The organism is Paraburkholderia acidiphila (assembly GCF_009789655.1).
Classification (GTDB): Bacteria; Pseudomonadota; Gammaproteobacteria; order Burkholderiales; family Burkholderiaceae; genus Paraburkholderia; species Paraburkholderia acidiphila.
In genome coordinates, this window is the sequence record NZ_CP046911.1 from 260,213 (window position 1) to 284,843 (window position 24,631).

Annotated in this window: 24 protein-coding genes; 21 read left to right on the forward strand and 3 right to left on the reverse strand. The window is 64.9% G+C overall.

Annotated features, from left to right (window positions below; all coding sequences use genetic code 11):
• Positions 1-77: 77 nt before the first annotated feature.
• The 10 genes from FAZ97_RS25410 to FAZ97_RS25455 all read left to right on the forward strand — a co-directional run bounded on the left by FAZ97_RS25410 (position 78) and on the right by FAZ97_RS25455 (position 8,804).
• The gene (locus FAZ97_RS25410) at positions 78-266 is read left to right on the forward strand and encodes a DUF3325 family protein (protein ID WP_233271898.1); all 189 of its coding nucleotides are present in this window, start codon (positions 78-80) and stop codon (positions 264-266) included.
• A 196-nt stretch (positions 267-462) separates the two neighbouring features.
• Positions 463-1,629, forward strand: a complete 1,167-nt coding sequence (locus tag FAZ97_RS25415) for a porin (protein WP_158761274.1) — start codon at positions 463-465, stop codon at positions 1,627-1,629.
• Between the two features lie 303 nt (positions 1,630-1,932).
• Positions 1,933-2,406, forward strand: a complete 474-nt coding sequence (locus tag FAZ97_RS25420; RefSeq protein ID WP_158761275.1) for a glycine zipper family protein — start codon at positions 1,933-1,935, stop codon at positions 2,404-2,406.
• A gap of 197 nt (positions 2,407-2,603) precedes the next feature.
• Positions 2,604-3,182, forward strand: coding sequence for a BPSL1445 family SYLF domain-containing lipoprotein (locus FAZ97_RS25425; protein ID WP_158761276.1), 579 nt, complete (start codon positions 2,604-2,606; stop codon positions 3,180-3,182).
• A 12-nt stretch (positions 3,183-3,194) separates the two neighbouring features.
• Positions 3,195-3,785, forward strand: coding sequence for a copper-binding protein (locus FAZ97_RS25430; protein ID WP_158761277.1), 591 nt, complete (start codon positions 3,195-3,197; stop codon positions 3,783-3,785).
• Between the two features lie 96 nt (positions 3,786-3,881).
• Complete coding sequence (locus FAZ97_RS25435; protein WP_158762410.1) at positions 3,882-4,268, forward strand: response regulator transcription factor; 387 nt, start codon at positions 3,882-3,884, stop codon at positions 4,266-4,268.
• Between the two features lie 83 nt (positions 4,269-4,351).
• Entirely contained in the window at positions 4,352-5,713 is a 1,362-nt protein-coding gene (locus FAZ97_RS25440) for a paraquat-inducible protein A (RefSeq protein WP_158761278.1), read from the forward strand.
• Positions 5,697-7,322, forward strand: a complete 1,626-nt coding sequence (locus tag FAZ97_RS25445) for a PqiB family protein (protein ID WP_158761279.1) — start codon at positions 5,697-5,699, stop codon at positions 7,320-7,322. Before FAZ97_RS25440 ends, FAZ97_RS25445 begins: the two co-directional genes overlap by 17 nt.
• Complete coding sequence (locus tag FAZ97_RS25450) at positions 7,319-7,954, forward strand: PqiC family protein (protein WP_158761280.1); 636 nt, start codon at positions 7,319-7,321, stop codon at positions 7,952-7,954. The genes FAZ97_RS25445 and FAZ97_RS25450 overlap by 4 nt, the downstream gene beginning before the upstream one ends.
• A 22-nt stretch (positions 7,955-7,976) precedes the next feature.
• Positions 7,977-8,804, forward strand: a complete 828-nt coding sequence (locus FAZ97_RS25455) for a hypothetical protein (protein ID WP_158761281.1) — start codon at positions 7,977-7,979, stop codon at positions 8,802-8,804.
• Between the two features lie 18 nt (positions 8,805-8,822).
• Here FAZ97_RS25455 and FAZ97_RS25460 read toward each other — a convergent pair whose 3' ends face one another.
• Both FAZ97_RS25460 and FAZ97_RS25465 read right to left on the reverse strand, forming a co-directional pair.
• Positions 8,823-9,740: a DUF2950 domain-containing protein gene (locus tag FAZ97_RS25460; RefSeq protein WP_158761282.1), complete on the reverse strand. Its 918-nt coding sequence runs from the start codon at positions 9,738-9,740 to the stop codon at positions 8,823-8,825.
• Positions 9,741-9,751: 11 nt separating this feature from the next.
• Positions 9,752-11,221 carry a DUF3300 domain-containing protein gene (locus FAZ97_RS25465; RefSeq protein ID WP_158761283.1) on the reverse strand — a complete coding sequence of 490 codons (1,470 nt, stop codon included), beginning with the start codon at positions 11,219-11,221 and terminating at the stop codon, positions 9,752-9,754.
• A gap of 1,223 nt (positions 11,222-12,444) precedes the next feature.
• On the opposite strand from FAZ97_RS25465, the gene FAZ97_RS25470 reads away from it, so the two are divergent.
• Together FAZ97_RS25470 and FAZ97_RS25475 are read left to right on the forward strand one after the other, a co-directional pair.
• Positions 12,445-13,617: a sensor histidine kinase gene (locus FAZ97_RS25470; protein ID WP_158761284.1), complete on the forward strand. Its 1,173-nt coding sequence runs from the start codon at positions 12,445-12,447 to the stop codon at positions 13,615-13,617.
• A complete protein-coding gene (locus tag FAZ97_RS25475) occupies positions 13,614-14,249 on the forward strand; it encodes a response regulator transcription factor (protein WP_158761285.1) in 636 nt (211 codons plus the stop codon). The genes FAZ97_RS25470 and FAZ97_RS25475 overlap by 4 nt, the downstream gene beginning before the upstream one ends.
• A gap of 45 nt (positions 14,250-14,294) precedes the next feature.
• On the opposite strand, the gene FAZ97_RS25480 is transcribed toward FAZ97_RS25475, so the two are convergent.
• Positions 14,295-15,296, reverse strand: coding sequence for an AraC family transcriptional regulator (locus FAZ97_RS25480; RefSeq protein WP_158761286.1), 1,002 nt, complete (start codon positions 15,294-15,296; stop codon positions 14,295-14,297).
• A 234-nt stretch (positions 15,297-15,530) separates the two neighbouring features.
• Here FAZ97_RS25480 and FAZ97_RS25485 point away from each other — a divergent pair, with 234 nt between their 5' ends.
• The 9 genes from FAZ97_RS25485 to FAZ97_RS25525 all read left to right on the forward strand — a co-directional run bounded on the left by FAZ97_RS25485 (position 15,531) and on the right by FAZ97_RS25525 (position 24,584).
• The gene (locus tag FAZ97_RS25485) at positions 15,531-16,586 is read left to right on the forward strand and encodes a BKACE family enzyme (protein WP_158761287.1); all 1,056 of its coding nucleotides are present in this window, start codon (positions 15,531-15,533) and stop codon (positions 16,584-16,586) included.
• A 133-nt stretch (positions 16,587-16,719) separates the two neighbouring features.
• Positions 16,720-18,051 (forward strand): MFS transporter, encoded by a 1,332-nt coding sequence (locus FAZ97_RS25490; protein WP_158761288.1) that lies wholly within the window; start codon positions 16,720-16,722, stop codon positions 18,049-18,051.
• A 74-nt stretch (positions 18,052-18,125) separates the two neighbouring features.
• Positions 18,126-19,106, forward strand: a complete 981-nt coding sequence (locus FAZ97_RS25495; protein ID WP_158761289.1) for a quinone oxidoreductase family protein — start codon at positions 18,126-18,128, stop codon at positions 19,104-19,106.
• Between the two features lie 10 nt (positions 19,107-19,116).
• Entirely contained in the window at positions 19,117-19,965 is an 849-nt protein-coding gene (locus FAZ97_RS25500; RefSeq protein WP_158761290.1) for a TauD/TfdA dioxygenase family protein, read from the forward strand.
• 22 nt (positions 19,966-19,987) lie between these two features.
• Complete coding sequence (locus FAZ97_RS25505) at positions 19,988-20,548, forward strand: RBBP9/YdeN family alpha/beta hydrolase (RefSeq protein WP_158761291.1); 561 nt, start codon at positions 19,988-19,990, stop codon at positions 20,546-20,548.
• Positions 20,535-21,245, forward strand: a complete 711-nt coding sequence (locus FAZ97_RS25510; protein WP_158761292.1) for a DsbA family oxidoreductase — start codon at positions 20,535-20,537, stop codon at positions 21,243-21,245. The genes FAZ97_RS25505 and FAZ97_RS25510 overlap by 14 nt, the downstream gene beginning before the upstream one ends.
• Before the next feature lie 20 nt (positions 21,246-21,265).
• Positions 21,266-21,598 (forward strand): Rieske (2Fe-2S) protein, encoded by a 333-nt coding sequence (locus FAZ97_RS25515; protein ID WP_158761293.1) that lies wholly within the window; start codon positions 21,266-21,268, stop codon positions 21,596-21,598.
• Between the two features lie 59 nt (positions 21,599-21,657).
• Entirely contained in the window at positions 21,658-23,289 is a 1,632-nt protein-coding gene (locus tag FAZ97_RS25520; RefSeq protein WP_158761294.1) for a 3-(methylthio)propionyl-CoA ligase, read from the forward strand.
• A 104-nt stretch (positions 23,290-23,393) separates the two neighbouring features.
• Entirely contained in the window at positions 23,394-24,584 is a 1,191-nt protein-coding gene (locus FAZ97_RS25525; RefSeq protein ID WP_158761295.1) for a porin, read from the forward strand.
• Positions 24,585-24,631: the final 47 nt, after the last annotated feature.

Here is a 24,631-nt window from a genome sequence, read left to right on the forward strand (position 1 = left end):
CTCGCAGACGTACGAAAACCAGACCCAGCCGTTACGCTGGCGCTGCGCAAACGGACACGAGTGGGAGTCGCGCGCCGATGTCCGCCGCGCTTTGCCGTGCTCTGCGATGCGCGGGCTGGTGCGCGTTATTCGTTGCGCTGTGGCTGGCGGTGGCGGCCAAGGGCTGGGCGCTTGGGCTCGTCTGGTATAGCGGGTGCACGAGCCTCGCCGCGGCGATCGTGTACGGACTCCTGATTGTTTATGCGCGGCGGACTTCAGTGCGGTAGGAGAAGGGTATGACCGCATTTGCAAACATGCCGGTATCCACGCTTTATTTAAGTTGCGGTTACAGAGCGCCGGCCTTCTTCGTACCGGTTTGAGTGTCTTGCGCCGACAACGGAACCAATTTCACGCGCGGGTCGCTCCGGAGCAAGCGACTAATATAGGAACACCGATTACCCGGTGCGTGAAGGAGTTGCAAACATGAAAAAGCTTGCGCTTATGTTGCTTCCTGTTCCGCTTTCCATGCTGGCGCCGGTGGCACAAGCGCAAAGCAGCGTCACCTTGTATGGCGTGATCGACGAAGCCTTCCAGTTCGTCCACAACGCCGACGCCGACGGAAACAACCTGTATCGGATGCAAGGCGGCAATCTGCAAGGGTCCCGCTGGGGATTGAAGGGAGCGGAAGACCTGGGCGGCGGCCTGAAAGCGATCTTCCAGCTGGAAAGCGGATTCGACATCAATAGCGGTGTTTCGGAACAGGGCGGCCGCCTGTTCGGACGCCAGGCGTTCGTGGGCTTGACGCACCAGCAGTACGGCACGATCACACTGGGCCGTCAGTACGACCCGGTCGTCGACATGGTCCAGCCGCTTACCGCAGACAATTACTGGGGCAGCACCTTCACCACGCCGGGCGACGTCGACAACAACGACAACAGCTCTCGTACGAACAATGCGATCAAATATCTGTCGCCGCAATTCGCGGGCTTCCAGATCGAAGGCATGTATGCGTTTGGCGGCGTCGCGGGCGCGACGGGTTCGCAGCAGACCTGGTCGGCGGCAGCCAGCTATGTGACCGGCCCGTTCAGCATCGCGGCGGGCTACGTTCGCATGTATAACGCCAACTCCACGATTCCGCGCCTGAACTGGACCAGCAGTTCGGACGGCACGTTCGATGGCGGTTTCCAGAACCTCGCCTACGAAACCGCCAAGTGGGTCGGCATTGGTTCCGTTGCCCTGCAGTACGTGGCCGGACCCTTTACGTTCGGCGGCCGGTATAGCAACGCGCAGTACAAGGCAGACGCTCAATCGCTGTTCCCATCCAACCAGCGCTACAACGTTGCAGCTGGTTTCGTGAACTATGCGCTCACGCCGGCGTCTCTCATCGGCGTTGGCTATACGTGGACGCACAGCGCGGGCGACACCTCGGCGACCTATAACCAGGTCTCGCTGGGCGGCGACTACAACCTCTCCAAGCGCACCGACGTCTACCTTGTCGGCGCGTGGCAGCACGCCAACGGCACGCAGCGCGTTCCGACCGCAACGGGCTCCATCCTGACCACCGCGGTGGCTTCCGTCGCGGACTATGGGCTTAATGGCAGCTCGAGTTCGCAGATCATGGTGAGCCTCGGCATTCGTCACAAGTTCTGATCCCACGCAGCATCGCTTCTGCGCCCGCCGCACCGCATGGCCACTCAGGCCGTGCGCCGGCGGGCGCGTCATTGCGCCTTCGCGCCACCATCGCGCCACGCCGGGTGGCGGTAGGACCATGGTCTGATTGTCTTCGCCGTAGCGCTCCCACATCATTGAACGGACCACTGCGCCGCTCGCACGGTGTGATGTTTGCCCTCTGAATCCGGGCGTCGTGCCGACAGCACGGCTGTCGCTTCCCAACCTCCCGCCGATAGCAGCAGGCGTGATCGGCGCGCTCTCGCACGCGCCCAAGGAGTTGATATGGATGCCTATATAAATCGCCGGACCGGCGCCCTGTGCGCGGCCGTGCTGCTGTTGGCGAGTGCCGCCCAGGCAACGCCTATCGCTTATCCCGCGAAGGGGCAGAGCGCACAGCAACAGCATGCGGACGAATCGTCGTGCTACTCGTGGGCGAAGAGCAACACGGGCATCGACCCAAAACAGGCTGCCGCGACACCGCCGCCGCCTTCGGGCCCGGCGGTGGGCGGCGGCCAACGTGTTCAGGGCGCGGCGCGCGGCGCGGCGGGCGGCGCAGTGATCGGCGCGATAACCGGTGATGCGGGTCGAGGCGCGGCAGTGGGCGCTGCGGCCGGAACGATGGTGGGCGGCGCGCGCGCGCGCCAGGACCGGCGTGCGCAGCAGGCCAATGCGCAGCAACAGCAGCAGGGCACGATCGACACGTTCAATCGCGCGTGGGCGGCGTGCATGCAAGGGCGCGGCTATACGGTGCAGTAGCGCGCGCGATGGTGAGGTCCATGAGGCGGCGTAAGACCAAGGTCCGATTTGTCCGATGCGACGGGTCTGAGACCATGTCACTGAACGATGAGCCACGCTTGGCAACGCTGTGCGAACAACGTCTCATTCTGGCGTGACGTTCGATCCGCATGCGTGAGTGCTGTGTCCGGGCTGTAAAAACCTAATGGAGGACAACGATGAAGCGACGGATTTTTGTGCTTACGACAGCGGCCGCGGCTGGGTTGGCCGTTGTGGGTTGCAGCACGACCACGAGCAGTGGGACGAGCGGCGCGACCGACGCGGCAAAACGCCAGGAAATCGATGCATCCGTGGACGGTACGATGTCGCGCCTGTTCTCGACGGTCCCGGGCTCGCAAGAACTGGTCTCCAAGGCGCAAGGCGTGCTGGTGTTTCCTTCGGTCGGGAAGGCGGCGTTCATTATCGGCGGCGCGTATGGCCAGGGTGCGTTGCGCGTAGGCGGATCGACGGTCGGGTACTACAGTACGGCGGCTGCTTCGTTCGGCTTGCAGGCCGGGGTGCAGTCCACCGCTGTGATCTTTCTGTTCATGACGCAGGACTCGCTCGACAAGTTCCGTAACTCGAAGGGCTGGTCGGTGGGCGGCGACGTTGCGGTTACGCTCGTCAAGGTCGGCGCGAATGGTCAGATCGACACGAGAACCGCAACGGCGCCCGTGCAGGCCATCGTGATGACCAACTCGGGCATCATGGCCGACGCGTCGGTAGCCGGCACGAAGGTGACGAAGCTCGATCTGTAACAGGAGGTCGCGATGCCGTACCTCAAGTGGGTTGTTTCAGCAGCCATCGTCGCCGCGGCGCAGCTTGCCGCGGCCCAGGGGCAGACCACCGCCAACGTGACGCACGAGCCGGGAAAGGCAACCGTCACCGGCATGCACAAGGTGACGGCGACCATCACGAAGATCGATGCCGACACGCGCACGGTCACGCTCAAGGCTCACGACGGCAAGCTGGTCGAAGCGGAGCTGGGGCCGGAAGTCAGAAACTTCGCTCAGCTAAAGGTCGGCGATATCGTGACTGTCACTTATAAGGAATCCCTTACGCTGAGTCTGAAGAAGGGAGGCGGCGAGGAGACCTCGATACAGGAAACGCCGCAGGCCGAGCGCGCGGCTGCCGGCGAAAAGCCCGGCGGCATGGTCGGGCGTCAGGTGAAGGTGACGGCGAATGTCGTGTCGGTCGATGCGAAAGCGAAAACGGTCACCTTGATGGGACCCGAAGGCGGGACGATGGACCTGCGAGTCGACGATCCCCAACAGCTCGCGAACGTACAGGTCGGCGATCAGGTCGAGGCTGTGTATACGGAAGCGTTCGCCGTATCCGTCAAGCCTGCACAGCACAAGTAGTCGCACATGGGGCAGCCGCTTGCGCGCGGGATGCCGGTCGGCGCGTACGGCGGCGCGGGTCTGGCTGTCTCCATCGGTAACCGAACGCACAGTCTTATGAACAACGTGACACGATCCGTGGCCGTCGTCGACGACGAGGAGTCGGTCGGGCGAGCCATCCAGCGCCTGTTGAAGTCGGTCGGCATCGACTCCGACGTGTACACCAGCGGCGAGGCATTTCTCGCCGCGCTGGCGGCGGCTGCCCCTCACGCGCCGACGTGCGTGATCGTCGATATCCAGATGCCAGGCATCAACGGTATCGAGGTGCAGCGCCGGCTGGGCGGCACCGGCATTCAGTGCATCGTCATTACGGCGCACGACGATGCGCGCGTGCGCGAGCAGGCGCAGGCAGCCGGCGCGGTTGCGTACCTGCGCAAGCCGTTCGACGACTCCGCGCTCATCGGCGCGGTCCATGCCGTGCTTGGCGTGCCGCCGCCCGGCTGACGCCCCGCATGCCGAACCGGTACAGCGACGATGCAGCGATCACGCCACGACCAGGCCACGGCCGGATTCAGGGAGGCCCCGCAATGAAGCGCGCCGAGCTTCTTGTTTGCCACGACTGCGATCTCATGCAGCGCGGCGCGCCTTGTCCGCCGCGCGGCACGCTGCGCTGCCTGCGCTGCAACGCCGAACTGGAGCGTGATCTTCCGGAAAGCCTCGGGCGCTCGCTCGCGTTTGCGTTGGGCGCGTTGGTGCTGTTCGTCATTTCCAACCTGTATCCGATCGTCGGGCTCGCGGTGAACGGCAATCTCGTGCTCACGACACTGTGGCATTCGGTCGAGATCCTTTATCTCGACGGCATGTGGCCCATCGCGGCGCTGGTGTTCGCCACGACGATCCTCATGCCGGGCATGCAGGTTGCCTGTTTGCTCGCCCTGCTCGTGCCGCTTGCGCTCAACCGCGCGCCCTGGCGCGCGCCGCTGCTGTTTCGCGTGCTGTACACCGCGCGGCCCTGGGGCATGACCGAGGTGCTGATACTCGGCCTGCTGGTCGCGCTCGTGAAGTTGTCCCATATCGCCACGGTCGTGACGGGCGTGGCGTTGTGGTCGTTTGGCGCGTTGATGCTGGTGCTCGCGGGCGCGAGCGCGGCGTTCGACGCGCGTCAGTTCTGGGCGCGTGTGGCGCGCGCGTCGCGGCCGGGCAACGTAGCCAACGCGCCCAATGCTGCCAATGCTGCCAATGCCGCCAGTGCGCCCAACGTGAGAACGCACTTCGCGTCTGGCGACGAGGCCGGTGCGCGAGGCGGCCGTGCCGCAGGCGCGCTCACGGGCGCGGCGTGCGGCATCGCGCGCTGCCACGCGTGCGGGATGCTCGCGCGCATGCCGGCGGCCGCGCATGCCGCAACGTGCCCGCGCTGCGGCAGCGCATTGCATATGCGCAAGGTCGCGAGCCTCTCGCGCACGTGGGCGCTGCTGGTCGCGGCGATGGTGCTGTATGTGCCTGCGAACGTGCTGCCCGTGATGGACACGAGTTCGCTGTTCGGCACGCAGAAGGACACGATCATGAGCGGCGTGGTGTACCTGTGGGTGTCGGGCTCCTGGCCGCTCGCGCTGCTCGTGTTCATCGCCAGCGTTGCGGTGCCCATGCTGAAGATTCTCGGGCTTTCGTACCTGGCGTGGTCCACGCAACGCAGCTGGACCTGGCTGCCCGAGCAGCGCACCCGCATTTACCGGTTGATCGAACTGGTCGGCCGCTGGTCGATGCTCGACATCTACGTCATTACGATGCTCGTGGCGCTCGTGCAGTTCAACGCCCTCGCCACGATCAAGGCGGGGCCCGCCGCGATCGCTTTCGGCGCGGTCGTGATCCTCACGATGTTCGCCGCGAACATGTTCGATCCGCGTCTGATCTGGGACGCTGTGGAGCGCGAAAATGGCAGCGCCGGGTAACGACAACTCCTTGCCGGATCTGCCCGAGGCGAAGCCGGTGCAGGGCTCGCGCTGGCGCATGCAGATCGTGTGGCTCGTGCCGATCGTCGCGGTGCTGATCGGCGGCTGGCTCGCCGTCAAGGCGATCATCGAGGAAGGGCCGACCATCACGATCAGCTTCAAGACCGGCGACGGCCTCGAAGCCGGCAAAACCAAGATCAAGTACAAGGACGTCGATATCGGCGTGGTGAAGTCGGTCACGCTCTCGCCCGATCACAAGCGCGTGATCGCGACGGGCGAACTCGTGAAAGACGCCACGAGCATGCTCGTCGACAACACGCGCTTCTGGGTCGTGCGCCCGCGCATTTCGGGCGGCACCGTTTCGGGCCTGGGCACGCTGCTGTCGGGCTCCTTCGTCGGCATGGACGAAGGCAACTCCACCAAAACACGCCACGACTTCGTGGGACTCGAAGTGCCGCCTGTGATCCCGAGCGACATTCCGGGGCGCGAATTCGTACTGCACAGCACGAACATGGGCTCGCTCGATGTGGGCTCGCCGGTGTTCTTCCGGCGTCTTCAGGTCGGGCAGATCGCGTCCTATGAAATGGACCCGAACGGCCGGGGCGTGACGCTGCGCGTGTTCGTGAACGCGCCCTACGACCGGTTCGTGCGCAGCGACACGCGTTTCTGGCACGCGAGCGGACTCGACGTGTCGCTGAGCCCCGACGGCGTGCAGATCAACACGCAGTCGGTGGTGTCGCTGCTCATTGGCGGCGTGGCGTTCGAGTCGCCCGATGCCGCCGCCGGCGGCGAGTCGCCCGAGGCCGACAGCGACTCGAAGTTCGAACTCTACGCCACGCACGCCGATTCGTTGAAGGAGCACGACAGTATTGTCGATACTTACGTCGTGACCTTCTACGATTCGGTGCGCGGACTGACCGTGGGCGCGCCGGTCGATTTCCGCGGCGTCGTGATCGGCGAAGTCACACGCATCTACACGCGCTTCGACCCGGTAAAGAAGCAATTCAGTATTCCTGTCGAAATCAACCTGTATCCGGAGCGCTTCACGTCGCGCTATCAGGATGGGCGGCCGGCCGGACGGCTCACTGCGCAGCCGCGGCAGCTTGCCGAGTTCCTGATCGCCAACGGCTTCCGGTTCCAGCTGCGCTCGGGTAATCCGCTCACCGGGCAGCTTTACGTCGCCTTCGATGTTTTCCCGGACACGCCGAAGGCCAAAATCGACTGGTCGAGAACGCCGCCCGAGCTGCCGAGCGTGCCGCGCACGCTGCAGTCGCTGCAGGATTCGCTCACGCGGCTGCTTGCGAAGCTCAACGGCATTCCGTTCGACGCGATCGGCGCGAACGCCGAGCGCACGCTGCGAAACGCGAACGAGGTGATGGCGAAACTGGGCACCGACGTCGTGCCGCAGGCGCACGACACGCTCTCGGCCGCGCAGTCCACGCTCAACTCGGCCACCGACGCCTTGCAGCCCGACTCGCAACTCCAGCAGAACACGAGCGACGCCATGCGCGAACTCGCCCGCACCGCCGCCTCCGTGCGCATGCTCACGGACTATCTGGAGCGCCATCCCGAGGCCGTGGTGCAGGGCAAACCAGGAGGCAAGCAGTGAACCGCCGCAACGTGACCTTGCATACCGTTCTCGCCGCTGCGCTGGTGTGCCTCGCCGGATGCTCCTCGCCGTCGCCCACCTTCTATGCGCTGCGCGCCGACGACGGGAGCGCCGCGACCTCCACCGCCGCGCCCGCCGTACCGACCGGCGCGGTTGCGCTCGATGTCGTGGTCGGTCCCGTGACCGTGCCCGACATGGTGGACCGGCCGCAAATCGTCACGCGCAATGCGGACAACACGATCGAGATGAACGAGTTCGCGCGCTGGGCCGCGCCGCTCAAGCTCGACATCGGGCGCGTCGTCGCCGCGGACCTCGCGCAGCGGCTCGGCGCGGCGCGCGTTTCCACGGTCGATGTGGGCGCGACCACGCCGCCGGCCTGGCGCGTGCGCGTGGATATCACGCGCATCGACAGCGTGCTGGGAGATTCGGTGACGATCGACGCGCAATGGGTCGTGAAGCCGCCTGGCCACGCGGCGCTGACGCTCGGGCACACGGTGGCGCACGAGCAGGTGAAGAGCCAGGATTACGGCGCGCTCGTCGACGCGCATGACCGCGCACTCGCCGCCATCAGCGCCGACATAGCCGCGGCGATTCGCGCGGACCACCCAACAGTTGGCAGTGCGACGGATTGAGCACGCCACCACGCGGGGTCCCATGAAGACGTTGCGTTGTGCGTGGCTGGCGCTGACCACGGCGCTGGCGTTGTCGGCGGCCCACGATGCGTCGGGCAGCGTGCCGGACAACGAGGACGCGCCAGCGGGACTCTTCGCGGTGCTCGACTACGTTGTCGCGCCGGCCGGGCAAGCGTCCACGGTTGCCTTGAGCGAAGCGGGTGTCGAGCAGGAGACGATCAAGGCGCGCATCGTCGAAGCGTGGTTCTACCGGTTGCGGGCGGATCCGGCCGTTGCGCTCGCCGTGCCCGGCGGCGTGGCGGGTCTCGAAGCGCGGCTGCGCGACGACGCGGCGCGCGAGCGCCTGATCCGCGGCGGCATTGCGCGCCTGACGCCGCCAGACCGCCTGGCGTACTTCACGCTGCTCGCTAAGTACATGGGGCGCGTGGCGCGCGGCAATTGCCAGGGGATCGCGAATGTGCAGGACATAGCCGATCGCATTTCGATCGGCAGCATGAGCGATGCCGACACCGCCGAATACTTCTCGTTGCTCTACCGCGTGGTGATCCGGTCGCTGCTTGCTGCGCCGCTCACGCTGCCCGCGCCCGCGGCGTACGAGCGGGCGTTGCAGCATCTGGACGACGCGGTCAACGCGGCGCTGGCGGGCGATCCGCTGGCCGTGGCGCGGCTCGAACGCGTGACGAACGGTGCGCCCGACGCCACGATGGCCGACATCTGCTGGGCGAGCGCCGTGCTCATGCGTTCGACGGCTGCGATGAGCGGACCCGATCGCGACGCGTTGCTCCTCTATATGCTCGGCGTAGGCGCGCCGGTGCAAACCCCTGCGCGCGATGCCGCGCACGCGCCTTGATCGGACCGGCGCTACGCATCAGGGCGAAGCCTTCGACCAGCCCGGGCCCGGATCGAACGACGTCATCGCTTCGGCTTTCGCCGCGCCGTTGGGGCCGAGATCGCGCTCGTAGACCTGGCCGTCGTGGCTCACCATGAACGTCTTGATGCCCGTGTCGCCATAGTGCACCGGCCATGCGACGACGCCGAAGCCGCCGAACAGCCTGCCGTGGACCATGTAGCTATACGTGCCGCCTGGCGCATGCGGCCCCTGTGAGGTCAGCAGCTTGTAGTGATAGCCGTAGTAGCCGGCGTTTTCGGCGTTGCGCGCCCCGGCCGTGGCGAACGCGACGCCTAGCGGACTTGGCGGCTGGTCGGCGCCGGTCGGCCAGTACAGGCCGTCCTGCTTGCCCGGCGAACTCGCGAGCTTGCTGGCGTAGACCAGCATGTCGCCGCCGTCGTGATACGTCTGCGCGTATTCGCGTTGCGCGTCGTAGATCGCGAGCATCGTCTGCATCACGGCAAGCTCGTTGCGGCCAATGCGGCGCACGCGCATTTCCTCGACGCCGGCTTGCGTGTCGAAGTGCCAGCCGTGAGCGGTTTTGACGAGTGGAATCGGAAAGGTCCACCCGTCGTCGCCAACGGCGATGGCCGCATGATTTGCATCGGTATCCTGAATGGTGTGAGAGACCTTCCATTCACTGAGGAATTTGTCGCGGACCTCGGCGCCAACTGGCGGTATGAGCTGGCGGAAATCCGCACCAAAGAGCGTGCGCAATTCCGCCTCGTCGTTGCCCGCCACAGCGTCGCCGAACGCCGTCATCGCGGCGTCGGGCGTGGGGAAGGTGCTTTGCCCGGCGGCCGCGCAAGGCCGTGGCGCGGACGCGAGGAGTACGATGGCGATAGCCGCTGCGACTGCCGCAGATGCCGCCGGGCGGAGAATCTCATGTCTGTTCATGGCTGTTCCCCTTAGCGTCTGCCGCCGCCGCCGCGTCCGCCGCCACCACCGCCGCGCATGCCGCCGCCGCCACTTGGGCGATTGAACCCCGAGGATTGCACGCTGGAGCGGCCACGGCTCGCGTCGCGCTGCGTGGCGCCGCCGCTGCCTACGCCCTGGAAGGCGCTGTCACGTCCGCCGCCTCCGTAGCCTCTGCCACCGCCGCCACCGCCACCATACCCGCCGCCGCCTGCACCGGTGCTCACGCGATTGCCTGCGCCGGCATTGTTGCCCACGCCCGCGCGATTGCCGCCCGCATTGCCGCCAGGACCGTTATTGCCGAGGTTGCCGCGATTGCCCGCGCCCCCGTTGTCGGCGATGTTGGCGCGGTTGCCGACGCTCGCGTTGTTGCCCGCGCCGCCGCGATTGCCGCGGTCGCCGCGATTGCCCTGATTTGCTTGATTCCCGCGGTTTCCGTTGCCGAGACCCTGTCCTCCTGCACCGCCGCCCCCGCGGTTGCCCGCACGATCGGCTACGTTGGCGCCACCCTGGCCATTCTGGCCGTTGCGCCCGCGATAGTCGCGGCGCCCGTCGGCGCCCCCCACGTTGTTGCCGAATTTCTCGCGCGTGGCGTTGTCACGGTATGCAACGCCCTGGCGATGGCTCGAATCATGCTTCCACTTGCCTCCCTGGACCTTCGTGCTGTCGAAGTTGCGATTGACGTTGCGCGCCTTGTCGACGTTGATGTTGACGTCGCCACCGCCCCAGTTGCAGTTGCCGAAGATCGCGCCCGCCGCGGCAATGCCAACGCCCCATGCGAAGCCGGTCATCAGCGCGGCGCCGGGGTAGTAAGCCGGATACGGCGCCCAGGCATACGGCGGGTAAGCCGGGTAGCTCCACGCGCCGTAGACGACCGTGGGGTTGTACGCGGGCACGTAGACGACCTGTGGGTTGGCGGGTTCGATCTTTACGACGGTCTGGCCGCCCTGCGCGGGCGGCTGTTCGACCACGACGTTTTGCTGTTCATTGCTCTTCAGGTTGCCCGAGTCCTTCGCGCGAGCGCGCAGGCGCTGCACGGCGTCGAGCACATCTTTTTCCTGGGCGAGGAACGCGTCACCGAGCTTCTGGGTCCAGTCGAGCTTGTCGCTCATCGGTTCGAGCACCTGCGGGAACGCAACGAGCGATTTCACGCTCGTGTCCCACGACTGGTCCTGCACGGCCTTCACGGCGTCGTCGCCCTTCACCTTCGGGTGCTCCTTGACCCAGCGCGCCGCGTGGACGATTTCCAGCGGGTAGGTGGAAGCCATCAGCACCTGTGCCAGCACCGAATCGGGGTAGAGCGCGATCGGCGCGACGAGCGCTTCCAGCTCCTCGGGTTTGTAGGGGGCGGGCTGCGGCGCGTCTTGCGCGCGCACCGCCTGAGCGCCTGCGAAGAGCAACACCAGCAACGCGAACACGAGCAGGCACACCGTGTACAGGCGTTGTTTGATGCATGAAGTCATGGCGGATCCTTCCATTCGTTTGCTCAACCGGAGTACGGGACGGATAGCGACAACGAGATGGGGCGTGCGCGAGCGCTCCCGTTCTTTTTCGAGTGCGGCGAGGCGGGGAAGCCCACGCGTATAGTCTGGTAAGCCACGTTGTGCTGGCAATCGGACCAGAGTCCTATTGACACCGCAACGGCTGCGCAACGATGCTATCCATTGGTCGAGACAGGCAGCGTGGATACCTGGAGATCCAAAATGAAGATGCGTCTTGCTGCGCGGTGTGCGATGGCGCTCCTGCTTTGCGCGCCCGTTTTCATGTCTGATGTATATGCGCAAGCGGGAACGATGGGTACGAGGCAGATGCGGGACGTGCAGCGCAAAGCGGAGCAGAAGGCTCGCTCGAACCAGTCTACGCAGCAGACTCAGCAGAATACGCAGCAGCATCATGCGGCCAGCGCAACGAAGCCGGCTTCGGCGCCTTGATCGACAACGGCATCAAACGTGCCGCGCGTGAAAAGTGTGACGGATCCCGCTGCCCGGCAAGAGCGATTTCAGTTTGAAATAATGGTCGCGGTTATTTCATCGGCGATAAAATTTTATAATTAACAATAGACAAAATAACATACCTATTCATATTGAATAAATATCAATGCCGATCACGAGAGTCATTGTTGAATTCCGGAAAATGTTCGCAAATATTCCCTGTAAATAGTCAGTGTATATCAGCCATCGCAAGCGCATTCAAGCCAAGGAGGGCTTGAGGGGCGGCGTATGTGGAATAAATTATCGAAAACAATTGCACCGGGGATCAATCATCGGCAATTTCTTTCATATAATAAACGCGCGGTGAAAGCGTACAGCCACGCGGTTCCGCAACGATGATCCCATCCACTCATTTTCTTCAATGACTGACTCATTCTCCGCAGCTGCCGGAGCGTCTTCAAAAATCAAAAGCAGGCAGAAGTCAGTATTGGGGTGCTACCTCGCCCCGCAAACGGCCGGAATTCTGGTGCTCGTCAAATCCGCCCCGCCTGGCGCTGAAGCGTTTGAAGCGATTGACCCGTTCGAAACGTTTCTCGCGCCGCAGCGGGGCAGCGTAGTCGGAGGACACCGTGATCAGGGCAGACATGGGGAACGAAAAACTAAAACTGAGCAGATCGAGAGCCGAGCATGCAGCGGCCAGCTTGCTGGCGTGGCTCGGTAGAGTCAAGCCACGCAGTCTGCCGAACGGGCGGGCATTGGCCGCGCCCAAAGCCGGCCACATGCCGGCGCAGGCCGCGCAAGCCATCGCGCAAAGCGTGCACAGCGTTCTCGAAGTCGTGCCCGCGGCGGCGCTGGTGATCGACGAAACGGGCAGCGTGGCCTGGGCGAACGGCATGGCCACCCGCGTGCTCGGCTACGCCTTGGGCGAATTGATCGGCATGCGTATAGAAAACGTGCTCGTGGCCTGGCGAAGAGATGCGCGCCCCGTATCGTTCGCCGCACTGCAGAGCGCAGAAGGACTGCCGCACAGCGTGACGCGTGTGGCGATCGCGCGGGCGAAGAGCGGCGCCGATATCGATGTTCACGTGAGCGCTTCGGCGTCGCTCGCCGCCGGACCGGCGGCGCGCATGGTGGTCGTCATCGAACCGGAACGTCGTGACACGGCGCTCGCGGAGCCGGGCAGCGAACCACGCCGGTTGCGCCGGGAACGGGCGTCCGAAGTGGGCGACATGGCCGCCGCGCTCGCGCACGAAGTCGACCAGCCGCTCACGGCCATTCTCAGCAACGCGCAGGCGGCGCAGCGGTTTCTCGCCCAGACCCCGCCGGCGTTGAGCGACCTGCGGGAACTGCTTGGCGAGGTCGTGTCCGATAGCACGCGTGCGCACGCGATCATCCGCAAGATGCGCCAGTCCGCGCGGTGCGAATTGCCCGAAATGTGCCCTGTCGATGTGGGCAGCCTCGTGCGCGACGTGGTTCGCCTGCTGCGCCGTGAGACGGAAAGCTGTGGCGCGGCAGTGGGCGCGCGCATCGAAGAGGGCCTCCCGCAAGTGCATGGCGATGCGGTTCAACTGCAGCAGGTGCTCGTCAATCTGCTGTTGAACGCGTTCGACGCGGTACACGACTGCCGGCCCGAAGACCGCAGGGTGTGCATCGTCGCGACGGCCAGCGAGGATCGCGGCAAGGTGCGCCTCGCGATCCGCGATCATGGGCCGGGTGTCGATGCCGAGCGGCTCGTCACGCTGTTCAAGCCGTTCATGACGTCCAAGCCGCAAGGGCTGGGCCTCGGCCTTTCCATCAGCCGCACCATCGTCATGGCGCACGGCGGCCAGCTATGGGCCGAGCGCAACGCCGATCACGGGTTGACCTTCCAAATCGAACTTCCTGCTCAGGGCGCGTACGTGCAGACGAATGCGCGTTTTTCACCATGAACTCGCCAACTCCCATCGTGTTCGTCGTGGACGACGACGAACACGTTCGCAACGCGCTATGCCGCTTGCTGCGATCCGGCGGCTACACGGCGGAGGCCTACGGCAGTGCGAGCGCCTTCCTGTCCGGCGCGGATCTGACGAGCGCGCCGGCGTGCCTGCTGCTCGATCTCCAGTTGCCCGACTTGAGCGGCATTGAATTGCAGCAGCGGCTCGAGGGCAAGGTGCCGATCGTGTTCGTTTCGGCCCACGGCGACATGGGCACGGCGGTCCAGGCGATGAAGGCGGGCGCATCGGATTTCCTGACGAAGCCGATCGATGCGAGCGTGCTGTTCGAAGCCACGTCGCGCGCGCTCGAGCGCGGCTGCCATCTGTTCGAACAACGCGAGCAGCGCGCCGAGATCCAGCGCCGCGTTGAAAAGCTGACGCCGCGCGAGCGCGAGGTCATGGCGCTCGTGGTGATCGGCCGGCCGAACAAGCTCGTGGCGGACGAACTGGGCGCGGCGGAAAAAACCATCAAGATTCACCGGGCCCGCGTCATGGAGAAGATGAAAGCGAACTCGCTCGCCGATCTGGTGCGGCTCATGACCACGTTCGATGCCGACGAGCCGCATCCGCTTCGGAATACGGGCTGAGGGGGCAAAGGACCTAAGGCGCAGGGCACGCGCCCCAAAGTCCCGTCACTTCAAATGGCTATTGCGCCAGTCGCGCGGCGTCATGCCAAAGCGCGCGCTGAACCAGTTCGTGAACGAGCCCTGCTGCGCGTAGCCGAGCAGGTCGGAAACGCGCCCGACGGGGTAGCGCGGGTTGCTCATGTAGCGCACCGCAAGCTCGCCCCGCACTTCCTCCACCAGCCGCGTGAAGCTTGTATTGGCCGCTCCGAGCTGGCGCTGCATGGTGCGCACGCTCAGGTGCAGATGCGCGGCCACCCCTTCGACGCTGGCCTGTTCGAGCGGCAGCAGCAGGTAGATCGCCTTGCGCACCTCGAGCGCGGTGGAATCGACGCCCGTCACGTTGAGCGAATCGGCGAGACTCTCCGCGTAACGCACCAGTTCCGGGTCGGCGGCGGGGTTCGGGTAGTCGAGGTCGGCGGCCGCGCATACGAAGCCATTGAAGTCGCTGCCGAATTCCAGCGGACAGCCGAAAAAACGCCGGTGATACGCGACACTGGGCGGCGCCCGATGAACGAAGTGCACCGCGCGCGGTTTCCAGTGGTCGCCGAGCAGCGCGCTGGAGTGGCGTGCGAGCACACCCACCGCGAGTTCGATGGCCTGGTACGTCGGCGTGCCGGGATCGACCACCAGTTCCTCGCGGATCGTGACGGTCGAGCCCGTGTCTTCGACATACACCGCGAGCGCCTCGTTGAGCAGATGCCGGTACTCGGCGGTGGCGAGCAGCACCTCGCGCAGCGTACGCTTGTGCGCGAGCAGGATGTTGACCACACCGCTGCCGAACTTGTGGCGCGTTTCGGCCATTTGCAGCGCGAACGTCGGGCACGCCGCTTTTTCCGCCGAACGCTCCAGCAAGCGGCACGCGGCCGCGGCGGGAATGCGGTGGTCCGGGTTCGCGAGCGCAGCGGTGTCCACGCCCGCCTCGTGCGCAAGCTCGACCGGGTTCAGCCCCACGCGCTTCGCCACGTCGAAATAGCCGCTCAGCGAGACCGAGCTCAGGGTCGTTTCCATTGTCGTGTCTCCTCGATGCCGCGCCTTCTCAGCCCGTAGAACATGGGCTTGCGCTTATATCGGTGTTAACGCTTGGTGGCGCGAAAAGCTAAAACGATGGCGCGCGATCAGAAAAGTGTAACGCAGGATTGCCGTATCGTGCATCTCAACGGATCAGCCAGTCCCGAGCGGTATTTCGGGTTCATGGCCACGTTGTCAAACGTTGAAATACGGTCCCTCATATTGGAGAACACGATGCAATTCCTCGACGATTCGCTGCACCCTGAGAACCAGGACAAGGTTGTGATTACCACTGCGCCGTATGGCCCGGAATGGATGCCCGAAGACTTCCCGGAAGACATTCCGGTGACGATGGAAGAGCAGATCCAGAAGGCGGTGGACTGCTACAACGCGGGCGCAACGGTGCTGCACCTGCACGTGCGCGAACTCGACGGCAAGGGTTCCAAGCGTCTGTCGAAGTTCAACGAGTTGATCGCGGGCGTGCGCGCCGCGGTGCCGGACATGATCATCCAGGTGGGCGGCTCGATCTCGTTCGCGCCGGAAGACGACGGCCAGGCTGCCAAGTGGCTTTCGGACGACACGCGCCACATGCTGGCCGACCTCGAACCGAAGCCGGACCAGGTGACCGTGGCGATCAACACCACGCAGATGAACATCATGGAGCTGCTCTACCCGGAATACCTGGAGGGCACGTCGCTGGCGCACCCGGCACTGATGGCCGCGTATAGCGAAATGACGGTGCCGGCGGGCCCGGCATGGGTGGAGGAGCATCTGCGCCGTCTGCAGGCTTCGGGCATCCAGCCGCACTTCCAGCTCACAGGCATGCACGCGCTCGAAACGCTCGATCGCCTCGTGCGCAAGGGCGCGTACAAGGGGCCGCTGAACCTCACGTGGATCGGTATCGGCGGCGGCTTCGACGGCCCGAACCCGTTCAACTTCTTCAACTTCGTGCACCGTGCGCCCGATGGCTGCACGCTCACGGCGGAATCGTTGCTGAAGAACGTGCTGCCGTTCAACATGATGGCGATGGCCATGGGCCTGCACCCGCGCTGCGGCATTGAAGATACGATCATCGACCAGCACGGCAACCGCATGACCTCTGTGCAGCAGATCGAGCAGTGCGTGCGCGTGGCGCGCGAGCTGGGCCGCGAAATCGCCACGGGCAAGGAAGCGCGCGAGATCTACCGCATCGGCGTGCAGTACGACAGCGTCGACGAAACGCTCGCGGCCAACGGCATGGCGCCGAACCGCGTGGCCGGCGTGAAGAATCTGCCGCTGCGCGCGGCGTAATGGCAGTGGGCCCGGCGCGCATGCGTGCTTGTGCCGGGCCTTGAAACGGGTGTTTGGCGCTTGCTTGGTGCCTGCCGTAGACCTGAGAGAACAACGGAACCCGACGAAGAGCGGGACACCTAGGAGACAACCCATGCTCACGCATGCCGAGCCCACCGCGGGCGAATTGACGACGACCGAGACGAGCGTGCCCGCTTTCGCGTGGGTGGTGTTCGCGTTGACGGTCGGGCTGCTGCTTTCGGACTACATGTCGCGCCAGGTCCTGAATGCAGTGTTCCCGCTGCTCAAGACCACATGGAATCTTTCGGATACGCGACTCGGCTCGCTGAGCAGCGTGGTCGCGCTGATGGTGGGCGTGCTCACGTTTCCGCTTTCGGTGCTCGCCGACCGCTGGGGCCGCGTGAAGAGCATCGTTCTGATGGCGGCGCTGTGGAGCGTCGCCACGCTGGGCTGCGCGCTCTCGACGAACTACGGCGAAATGCTGCTCGCACGCGCCTTCGTGGGCATCGGCGAAGCGGCTTACGGCAGCGTCGGGATTGCCGTTGTCCTGAGTATTTTCCCGGTGCGGCTGCGCTCTACCATCACGGGCGCCTTCATGGCGGGCGGCGCGTTCGGCTCGGTGCTCGGCATGGCGCTGGGCGGCGCAGTCGCCGCGCAGCACGGCTGGCGCGCGGCATTCGGCGCGATGGCGGCGATGGGTATCGTGCTGGTGGTGATCTATCGCATCGTCGTCACCGAAAAGCGTATTGCCCGCTTGCAGCCGGCAAGCGTGAGCCGCGAGGCAAAGGGCCTTGGGATGCGCATGAGTCTGCGCGCGCTGCTCAAGGGCCTCTTTTCCACGCGCTCCGTGGTGTGTGCGTATGTGGGAAGCGGCGTGCATCTGCTCGTGCCTGCGGCCGTGTGGAGCTGGCTGCCGAGCTTTTTGAACCGCTATTACGGCATGGCGACCGGCAAAGCGGCCGCAACCGCCGCGCTGTTCGTGCTGGTGACGGGCGTTGGAATGGTGGTCTGCGGCAACCTCGCGGATCGCTTCAGCAAGGACAACGGCGCGCGCAAATGGAGCATCGCCATCGCGTATTGCCTGATCTGTTTCGCGCTGCTCACGGTCGGCTTGCGCATGCCGGCTGGCCCGGCGCAGCTGGTTCTGATCGGCGCGGCCATGTTCTTCTGCGCAGGCGCAGCGGGCCCCTCGGGCGCGATGGTGGCGAACCTCACGCCGCCCTCGATCCACGCTTCGGCGTTCGCCACGCTCACGCTGGCGAACAACCTGCTCGGTCTTGCGCCCGCCGCGGTGCTCACGGGCATGGCCGCCGACCACATCGGCCTGCTCGGCGCTCTGCAGCTCGTGCCGTTTGCGCCGCTCGTGGCGGCTGGTGTTTTCCTGATCGGCAAGCGCAACTACGCCGTCGATCTGGATCGTGTGAACGCACTGCGCGAAGAAGCCGGTGGTCACGCACAACGATGAATCTGATTTTGCAGTCTGAGTCAGCTTGACCGAGTTTGACTCGACGCGTTTGAGTAAAGGATAGGAGATTGAACATGGCGAAAGCAGTGCGCTTCCACGAAACCGGCGGTCCCGAAGTCTTGCGCTATGAGAGCGTTGAAGTGGGCGACCCCGGCCCCGGACAGGTCCGTCTGCGCCATGAGGCAGTCGGCCTGAATTTCGCCGATACCTACTTCCGCTCCGGCCTGTACCCCGTTCCGCTGCCTGCTGGCATGGGCGTGGAAGCCGCGGGCGTGGTCGAGGCCGTGGGCCCCGACGTGACCAACGTCGCGGTGGGCGACCGCGTGACCTATACCGGCTTCATCAACACGCTCGGCGCGTACAGCACGGAGCGCCTGATCCCGGCGGCGCCGCTCATCAAGCTGCCCGACGCGATCGCGTGCGAAACGGCGGCCGGCATGACCATGCGGGGCCTCACGTCGTCGTACCTGATGCGCCGCATTCACGACTTCAAGGCCGGCGACACGATCCTGCTGCACGCAGCGGCGGGCGGGGTCGGCCTGATCGTCTCGCAGTGGGCGAAGCTGCTGGGCCTCACGGTGATCGGCACGGTGTCGAACGAGGCGAAAGGCGAAGTGGCGCGCGCACACGGTTGCGACCACATCATTTATTACGGCCGCGAAGATGTCGCGAAACGCGTGCGCGAACTGACGAACGGCGTGGGCGTGAACGTCGTGTTCGACAGCGTGGGCAAGGATACCTTCGAAGCGTCGCTCGACTCGCTCAAGCGTCGCGGCCTGATGGTTTGCGTCGGCACGGCTTCGGGCCCGATTCCGCCGTTCAATCCGCAGATCCTCGCGATGAAGGGCTCGCTGTATCTCACGCGCCCGGCGCTGGCGGACTATATCGCCGACCCCGCGGAAAAGAACGAGCTGGCTGCGGAGCTGTTCGGGCACGTTGCGGCGGGCCGCATCAAGATCGAACTGAACCAGCGTTACGCGCTGGAAGACGCGGTGCAGGCGCACCGCGACCTCGAAGCGCGCAAGACGACGGGGTCGTCGGTCTTCGTCATCTGAGGAGCGCAGCATGAAAGTCGAACAACTGACCTACGCCATTGGCGCGGAACTGACCGGGGTGAATCTTGCCGATGCCGTTCACGACGACGGGCTCTTTGCCGAGGTTCGCGCGGCGCTGCTCAAACACCGCGTGCTGTTCCTGCGCGACCAGAACATCACGCGCACCGAGCACGTGGCGTTTGCCCGCCGCTTCGGCGAGCTGGAGGACCATCCGGTTGCGGGCAGCGACCCTGACCATCCGGGCCTCGTGCGCATCTACAAGAACCCGGACCAGCCCAACGACCGTTATGAAAATGCCTGGCACGCCGACGCCACCTGGCGCGAAGCGCCGCAGTTCGGCGCGGTGCTGCGCTGCGTGGAGTGCCCTCCGGTGGGAGGCGACACGATGTGGGCGAACATGGTGCTCGCCTACGAGAAACTGCCGCAACACGTGAAGGCGCAGATCGACGGCCTGTACGCGCGCCATAGCATCGAGGCGAGCTTCGGTGCGGCCATGCCGATCGAAAAGCGCCATGCACTCAAGGCGCAGTTTCCCGACGCGGAACACCCGGTGGTGCGCACGCATCCGGAAACCGGCGAGAAGGTGCTGTTCGTGAGCGCGTTCACGACGCACATCACGAACTATCACACGCCCGAGCGCGTGCGCTTCGGTCAGGACGCCAACCCGGGCGCGGCCGACCTGCTGCGCTACCTCGTGAGTCAGGCCTATATTCCGGAGTACCAGGTACGTTGGCGCTGGAAGCCGAACAGCATCGCGATCTGGGACAACCGCAGCACCCAGCACTATGCCGTGATGGACTATCCGCCCTGCCACCGCAAGATGGAACGCGCCGGCATTATTGGCGACAAGCCGTACTGAAGCGCGCGGGAGACCCAATCAAATGAAGCTGGAAACCACACCGACCATTTTGATGGTCCCGGGGTTGCGCGACCATGTGGCGGAGCACTGGCAAACGCTGCTGGAAAGCAAGCTGCCCAACGCTGCATCGGTGCCGCCGCTCGAGCACGACAAACTGAGCTGTGCTGCGCGCGTGGCCGCGCTCGATGCGGCGCTCGCGAAGATCGACGGTCCCGTCATTCTCGTGGCGCACAGTGCGGGCGTGATGATCACCGTGCACTGGGCGCAGCAACACAGCCGCAAGATTCATGGCGCGCTGCTCGCCGCGCCGGCAGACCTCGAAACGCCGCTGCCGCCGGGTTATCCGGCGTTCGAAACGCTCGTCGAGCACGGCTGGAACCCGATTCCGCGCAAGCGGCTGCCGTTCCCGAGCATCGTGGGCGCGAGCCGCAACGATCCGCTCGCGCGCTTCGAGCGCGTGGAGGCCATGGCGAAGGATTGGGGCAGCAGCCTCGTGGACCTGGGTGAAGTCGGCCATCTGAATCCCGCAGCGGGATTTGGCGAATGGCCCATGGCCGAGATGTTGATCCATGAACTTGTCTGATCAAAAGTGGGCGGCGCAGGCGAGTCGCGACGCGGGTGAACCGGCTGCGTTGACGATCGAAGCGTTCTTCGATTTCATCTGCCCGTGGTGCCTGATCGGCAAGCGCAATCTGGATGCGGCGCTCGCGCGTTTCGTGAGTTCGCGGCCCGATGTGCGCGTCCGCGTGCAGTGGCGCTCGCACCAGTTGCTGCCGTGGACGCCGCTCGAAGGCCTGCCGTATCAGGCGTTCTATCGCGACCGTCTCGGCAGCGACGAAGCGGTGGCCGCACGGCGCGCGCAGGTGCAGCGCGCGGGGCGCGATGCGGATGTCGAGTTCGCGTTCGAGCGCATCGAGGTGCTGCCGAACACGGCCGCCGCGCACGATCTCGTGACGTTTGCTGCCAGCCGCGGCACGCGCGAACAGAGCGCGGCGCTGATCGACCGCGTGCTCAAGGCCTACTTCATGGAAGGCCAGAACATCGGCGACTACGCGGTGCTCGAACGCCTGGGACTTGAAGCCGGCCTCGAACGCGAGAGCCTCGAGGCGCACCTCGTTGCCTCGAAACGCCTCGCGGACCCGACCGGGCAGCGCGTGCATTACGCCGACCCGCAGGTGAACGGCGTGCCGTATTTCGTGTTCAACAAGGGCTATTCGCTCTCTGGCGTGTATTCGCCGGTGGCGATGGCCGGTGCGATGGCGCTGGCGGTTGCAAACTGAGGCGAGTCGAGGGGAAGGAAATGACACGTGAAGTGCCGGTCGGCTCGGCCGACGAACTTGCGCCGGGCCAGCGCAAGCTGGTTTTCGTCGATGGCCGCAGCATCGTGCTGTTCAATATCGAAGGGCAGATGCACGCGGTCGACAATTCGTGCCCCCACAACGGCGCTTCGCTCGCGAGCGGTCCGCTCGAAGGGTGCATGCTGCGCTGCCCGGCGCACGGGCTGCGCTTCGACGTGCGCAGCGGCTGTATGCCGGGCGCGGGTGGGCTGACGCTCACGACGTTTCCGGTGCGCGCAGTGGAAGGAAAGTTGCTGCTGAGTGTCGAGGCAACGCCGGCTTCCAGCCAGGCCTAGCCGCGCGGTACCGCATTCAAGCATCGCACACGAATCAAAGTTACTTAGGATAGCAAACCATGAAAGGCCTGATGATGGAGCAGCCGCTCCTGGTCGCTTCACTGCTCAAGCATGCCGAGCGCCATCACGGCGCGCGCGAAATCGTCTCGCGTCGCGTGGAAGGCGATATTCACCGCTACCGCTATCAGGATCTCGCGCAGCGCGCGCGCCGCATGGCGAATGCGCTGTCGAGCCTCGTCATCGCACCGGGCGACCGCGTCGCCACGCTGGCCTGGAACGGCTACCGGCACATGGAGCTGTACTTCGCGGTTTCGGGTTCGGGGGCTGTGCTGCATACGCTGAATCCGCGCCTGCATGCGGATCAGCTCGTCTACATCATCGAGCATGCGCAGGATCGCATCATCTTCTTCGATCTCACGTTCTTGCCGCTCGTCGAAAGCGTCGCGGCGCGCGTAACGAGCCCGATGTTTTTTGTCGCCATGACCGATCGCGCCCATATGCCGCGCAGCCATAGTCTTGGTTCGCGACTGCTCTGCTACGAGGACCTGATCGACAATCACAAGGCCGATTTCGAATGGCCGCTGCTCGACGAAAACAGTGCCTCGTCGCTCTGCTATACGTCGGGCACGACCGGCAACCCGAAAGGCGTGCTCTACAGCCACCGCTCGACGCTGCTGCACACCTATGCGGCGGCGCTGCCCGACGCGTTGAACTGCTCGGCGCGCGACACGATCCTGCCGGTGGTGCCGATGTTCCATGTCAATGCATGGGGCCTGCCGTACATCGCCTGCATGACGGGCGCGAAGCTCGTATTTCCGGGCCCGGCGCTCGATGGCAAGTCGCTGTATCAACTGATCGAGGAAGAGCAGGTCACGGTTTCGGCAGGCGTGCCGACTGTCTGGCAAGGCCTCCTTGCACACGTGGAATCGGTGGACGGTTCGTTCTCGTCCATGCGCCGCACGATCATCGGCGGCGCGCCGTGCCCGACCGCGATGACCCGGGCGTTCCAGAAGCGCCATCACGTCGACGTGCTGCATGCGTGGGGCATGACGGAGCTGAGCCCGGTGGGCACGGTTTGCAGCTTCAAGGCGCATCAGAGCGAACTGGCCGAGGATGAGCGCTACGCGCTTCAGGCGAAGCAGGGGCGCTCGGTGTTCGGCATCGACATGAAGATCGTCGACGCCGCGGGCGAGGAACTGCCCTGGGACGGCAACGCCGCAGGCGACTTGCAGGTGCGCGGCCACTGGGTGGCGGGGGAATACTTTGGCGGCGACTACGCCTCGCCGCTGCAGGACGGCTGGTTCCCGACCGGCGACGTGGCGAAGATCGATGCGGACGGTTTCATGCAGATCGTGGATCGCAGCAAGGACGTCATCAAGTCGGGCGGCGAGTGGATCAGCTCCGCCGACATCGAAAACGTCGCGAGCCTGCACCCCGAGGTCGCGACAGCGGTGTGCATTGCGGCGCGCCACCCGAAGTGGGACGAGCGGCCGCTCTTGCTGATCGTGAAGAAGCCGGGCAGCGCGCTCGAAGCAGACGACCTGCTGATGTTCTTCGATGGCCGCGTGGCGAAGTGGTGGAAGCCCGACGCTGTGCTGTTCATCGACGCGGTGCCGATTGGCGCGACGGGCAAGGTGCTCAAGAACCAGTTGCGCGATCAATACGGCGGCCACTACTTGCAAGCGGGTTAAAAGCGGGTTGAGTCCCCTGGTCACAGAGTTTCAGTCAGGTATTACCCTTCAGGCAACTACAAAAGGCGCCGGGACCACCCGGCGGCCACACACGGAGATCGGCAATGAAATTGAAGTTCGGCAGCCTCGCAGCGTTGGCCCTGTTCGCCAGCGCGGCGCATGCGCAATCGTCAGTCACGCTTTACGGAGTCGTGGACTCTGGGTTGCTTTACCAGAGCACGTCGGCGCAGCATGCCTTCGCGCCTAAAACGGTGGGCGGCAAACTGTTCAACGGCAACGCGGGCTCTATTTTTGCGCTCAAGGACGGCGGCATCTATTCGAGCATCTTCGGTATGAAGGGCACGGAAGACCTTGGTGGCGGATACGCGGCCAACTTCAAGCTCCAGGGATCGTTCAACAGCTCTACCGGGCAGACGGGATTGAACAGTTCAGCCACTGCGGCCGCGATGTTCAACCAGGTCACCACCATTGGCGTGTCGGGCCCGTTCGGCAAGATCGACTTCGGCCGCCAGTTTGCGCCGATGGCCTACGCGATGGCCGAAACGGACGTGCGCAACGCGCAGTACTTCGGGAGCACGCTGACTGCCTGGCTGACCATGAACACGATGTCGGGCTGGGCGGGAAACAACACGAACGCCCAGATTGGCGCGCTCTATGACGACAATGCGATCGTCTACAATTCGCCGTCGTTTTACGGTCTTTCTACTGCGCTCGAGTACGCGCCCGGCGGCGTGGCAGGGCAAATCCAGGGCGGTACGCGCGAGTCGGCCATCCTCAAGTATTCGGGCTTTGGCCTGAACGCCGATGCGGTCTACTACAACGGTCACGATGCGAACCCGTACGCGTACTCGAACCCGCCGACTGCCGCTCCGGCAACCGGCCTGAACAACAACCGCTTCGTCTATTTCGGCGCGAAATACACGTGGCACGGTTTCTCGGTCTCCGGCTCGTTCGCCAACGGTCGCAATCCGGCCAACACGAATGGGGTGCCCAAGCCCTATGCTGTCTCGGGTGATTTCGACATGTGGACGGGCGGTCTTGGCTATCGCTTCTCGCCGGCGCTCGAAGTCACCTCGGGCATCTATTACCTGAAGGACAACCGCAACAACGCAAACCAGTCGAACGCCTACGTCATCGGCGCCGACTACAGCCTCACGAGGCGCACACAGGTTTATGCCCAGGCCGGTTATGTGTCCAACCGCGGCCAGATGAACCAGGAGCTCATATACGGGACGCCCGTCGCCCCGGGTCGCAACACCACGGCCGTCAACTTCGGTCTGCGTCATACGTTCTAAGTCGCATCGGGTCGGATAAGAATATTTCACGGAGCAGCAGTAAACAC

Bases quoted from the DNA above. Each gene is read 5' to 3' on its own strand.
- FAZ97_RS25410 (WP_233271898.1), top strand. From the start codon at position 78: ATGTCCGCCGCGCTTTGCCGTGCTCTGCGATGCGCGGGCTGGTGCGCG.
- FAZ97_RS25415 (WP_158761274.1), top strand. From the start codon at position 463: ATGAAAAAGCTTGCGCTTATGTTGCTTCCTGTTCCGCTTTCCATGCTG.
- FAZ97_RS25420 (WP_158761275.1), top strand. From the start codon at position 1,933: ATGGATGCCTATATAAATCGCCGGACCGGCGCCCTGTGCGCGGCCGTG.
- FAZ97_RS25425 (WP_158761276.1), top strand. From the start codon at position 2,604: ATGAAGCGACGGATTTTTGTGCTTACGACAGCGGCCGCGGCTGGGTTG.
- FAZ97_RS25430 (WP_158761277.1), top strand. From the start codon at position 3,195: ATGCCGTACCTCAAGTGGGTTGTTTCAGCAGCCATCGTCGCCGCGGCG.
- FAZ97_RS25435 (WP_158762410.1), top strand. From the start codon at position 3,882: ATGAACAACGTGACACGATCCGTGGCCGTCGTCGACGACGAGGAGTCG.
- FAZ97_RS25440 (WP_158761278.1), top strand. From the start codon at position 4,352: ATGAAGCGCGCCGAGCTTCTTGTTTGCCACGACTGCGATCTCATGCAG.
- FAZ97_RS25445 (WP_158761279.1), top strand. From the start codon at position 5,697: ATGGCAGCGCCGGGTAACGACAACTCCTTGCCGGATCTGCCCGAGGCG.
- FAZ97_RS25455 (WP_158761281.1), top strand. From the start codon at position 7,977: ATGAAGACGTTGCGTTGTGCGTGGCTGGCGCTGACCACGGCGCTGGCG.
- FAZ97_RS25460 (WP_158761282.1), bottom strand. From the start codon at position 9,740: ATGAACAGACATGAGATTCTCCGCCCGGCGGCATCTGCGGCAGTCGCA.
- FAZ97_RS25465 (WP_158761283.1), bottom strand. From the start codon at position 11,221: ATGACTTCATGCATCAAACAACGCCTGTACACGGTGTGCCTGCTCGTG.
- FAZ97_RS25475 (WP_158761285.1), top strand. From the start codon at position 13,614: ATGAACTCGCCAACTCCCATCGTGTTCGTCGTGGACGACGACGAACAC.
- FAZ97_RS25480 (WP_158761286.1), bottom strand. From the start codon at position 15,296: ATGGAAACGACCCTGAGCTCGGTCTCGCTGAGCGGCTATTTCGACGTG.
- FAZ97_RS25485 (WP_158761287.1), top strand. From the start codon at position 15,531: ATGCAATTCCTCGACGATTCGCTGCACCCTGAGAACCAGGACAAGGTT.
- FAZ97_RS25490 (WP_158761288.1), top strand. From the start codon at position 16,720: ATGCTCACGCATGCCGAGCCCACCGCGGGCGAATTGACGACGACCGAG.
- FAZ97_RS25495 (WP_158761289.1), top strand. From the start codon at position 18,126: ATGGCGAAAGCAGTGCGCTTCCACGAAACCGGCGGTCCCGAAGTCTTG.
- FAZ97_RS25500 (WP_158761290.1), top strand. From the start codon at position 19,117: ATGAAAGTCGAACAACTGACCTACGCCATTGGCGCGGAACTGACCGGG.
- FAZ97_RS25505 (WP_158761291.1), top strand. From the start codon at position 19,988: ATGAAGCTGGAAACCACACCGACCATTTTGATGGTCCCGGGGTTGCGC.
- FAZ97_RS25510 (WP_158761292.1), top strand. From the start codon at position 20,535: ATGAACTTGTCTGATCAAAAGTGGGCGGCGCAGGCGAGTCGCGACGCG.
- FAZ97_RS25515 (WP_158761293.1), top strand. From the start codon at position 21,266: ATGACACGTGAAGTGCCGGTCGGCTCGGCCGACGAACTTGCGCCGGGC.
- FAZ97_RS25520 (WP_158761294.1), top strand. From the start codon at position 21,658: ATGAAAGGCCTGATGATGGAGCAGCCGCTCCTGGTCGCTTCACTGCTC.
- FAZ97_RS25525 (WP_158761295.1), top strand. From the start codon at position 23,394: ATGAAATTGAAGTTCGGCAGCCTCGCAGCGTTGGCCCTGTTCGCCAGC.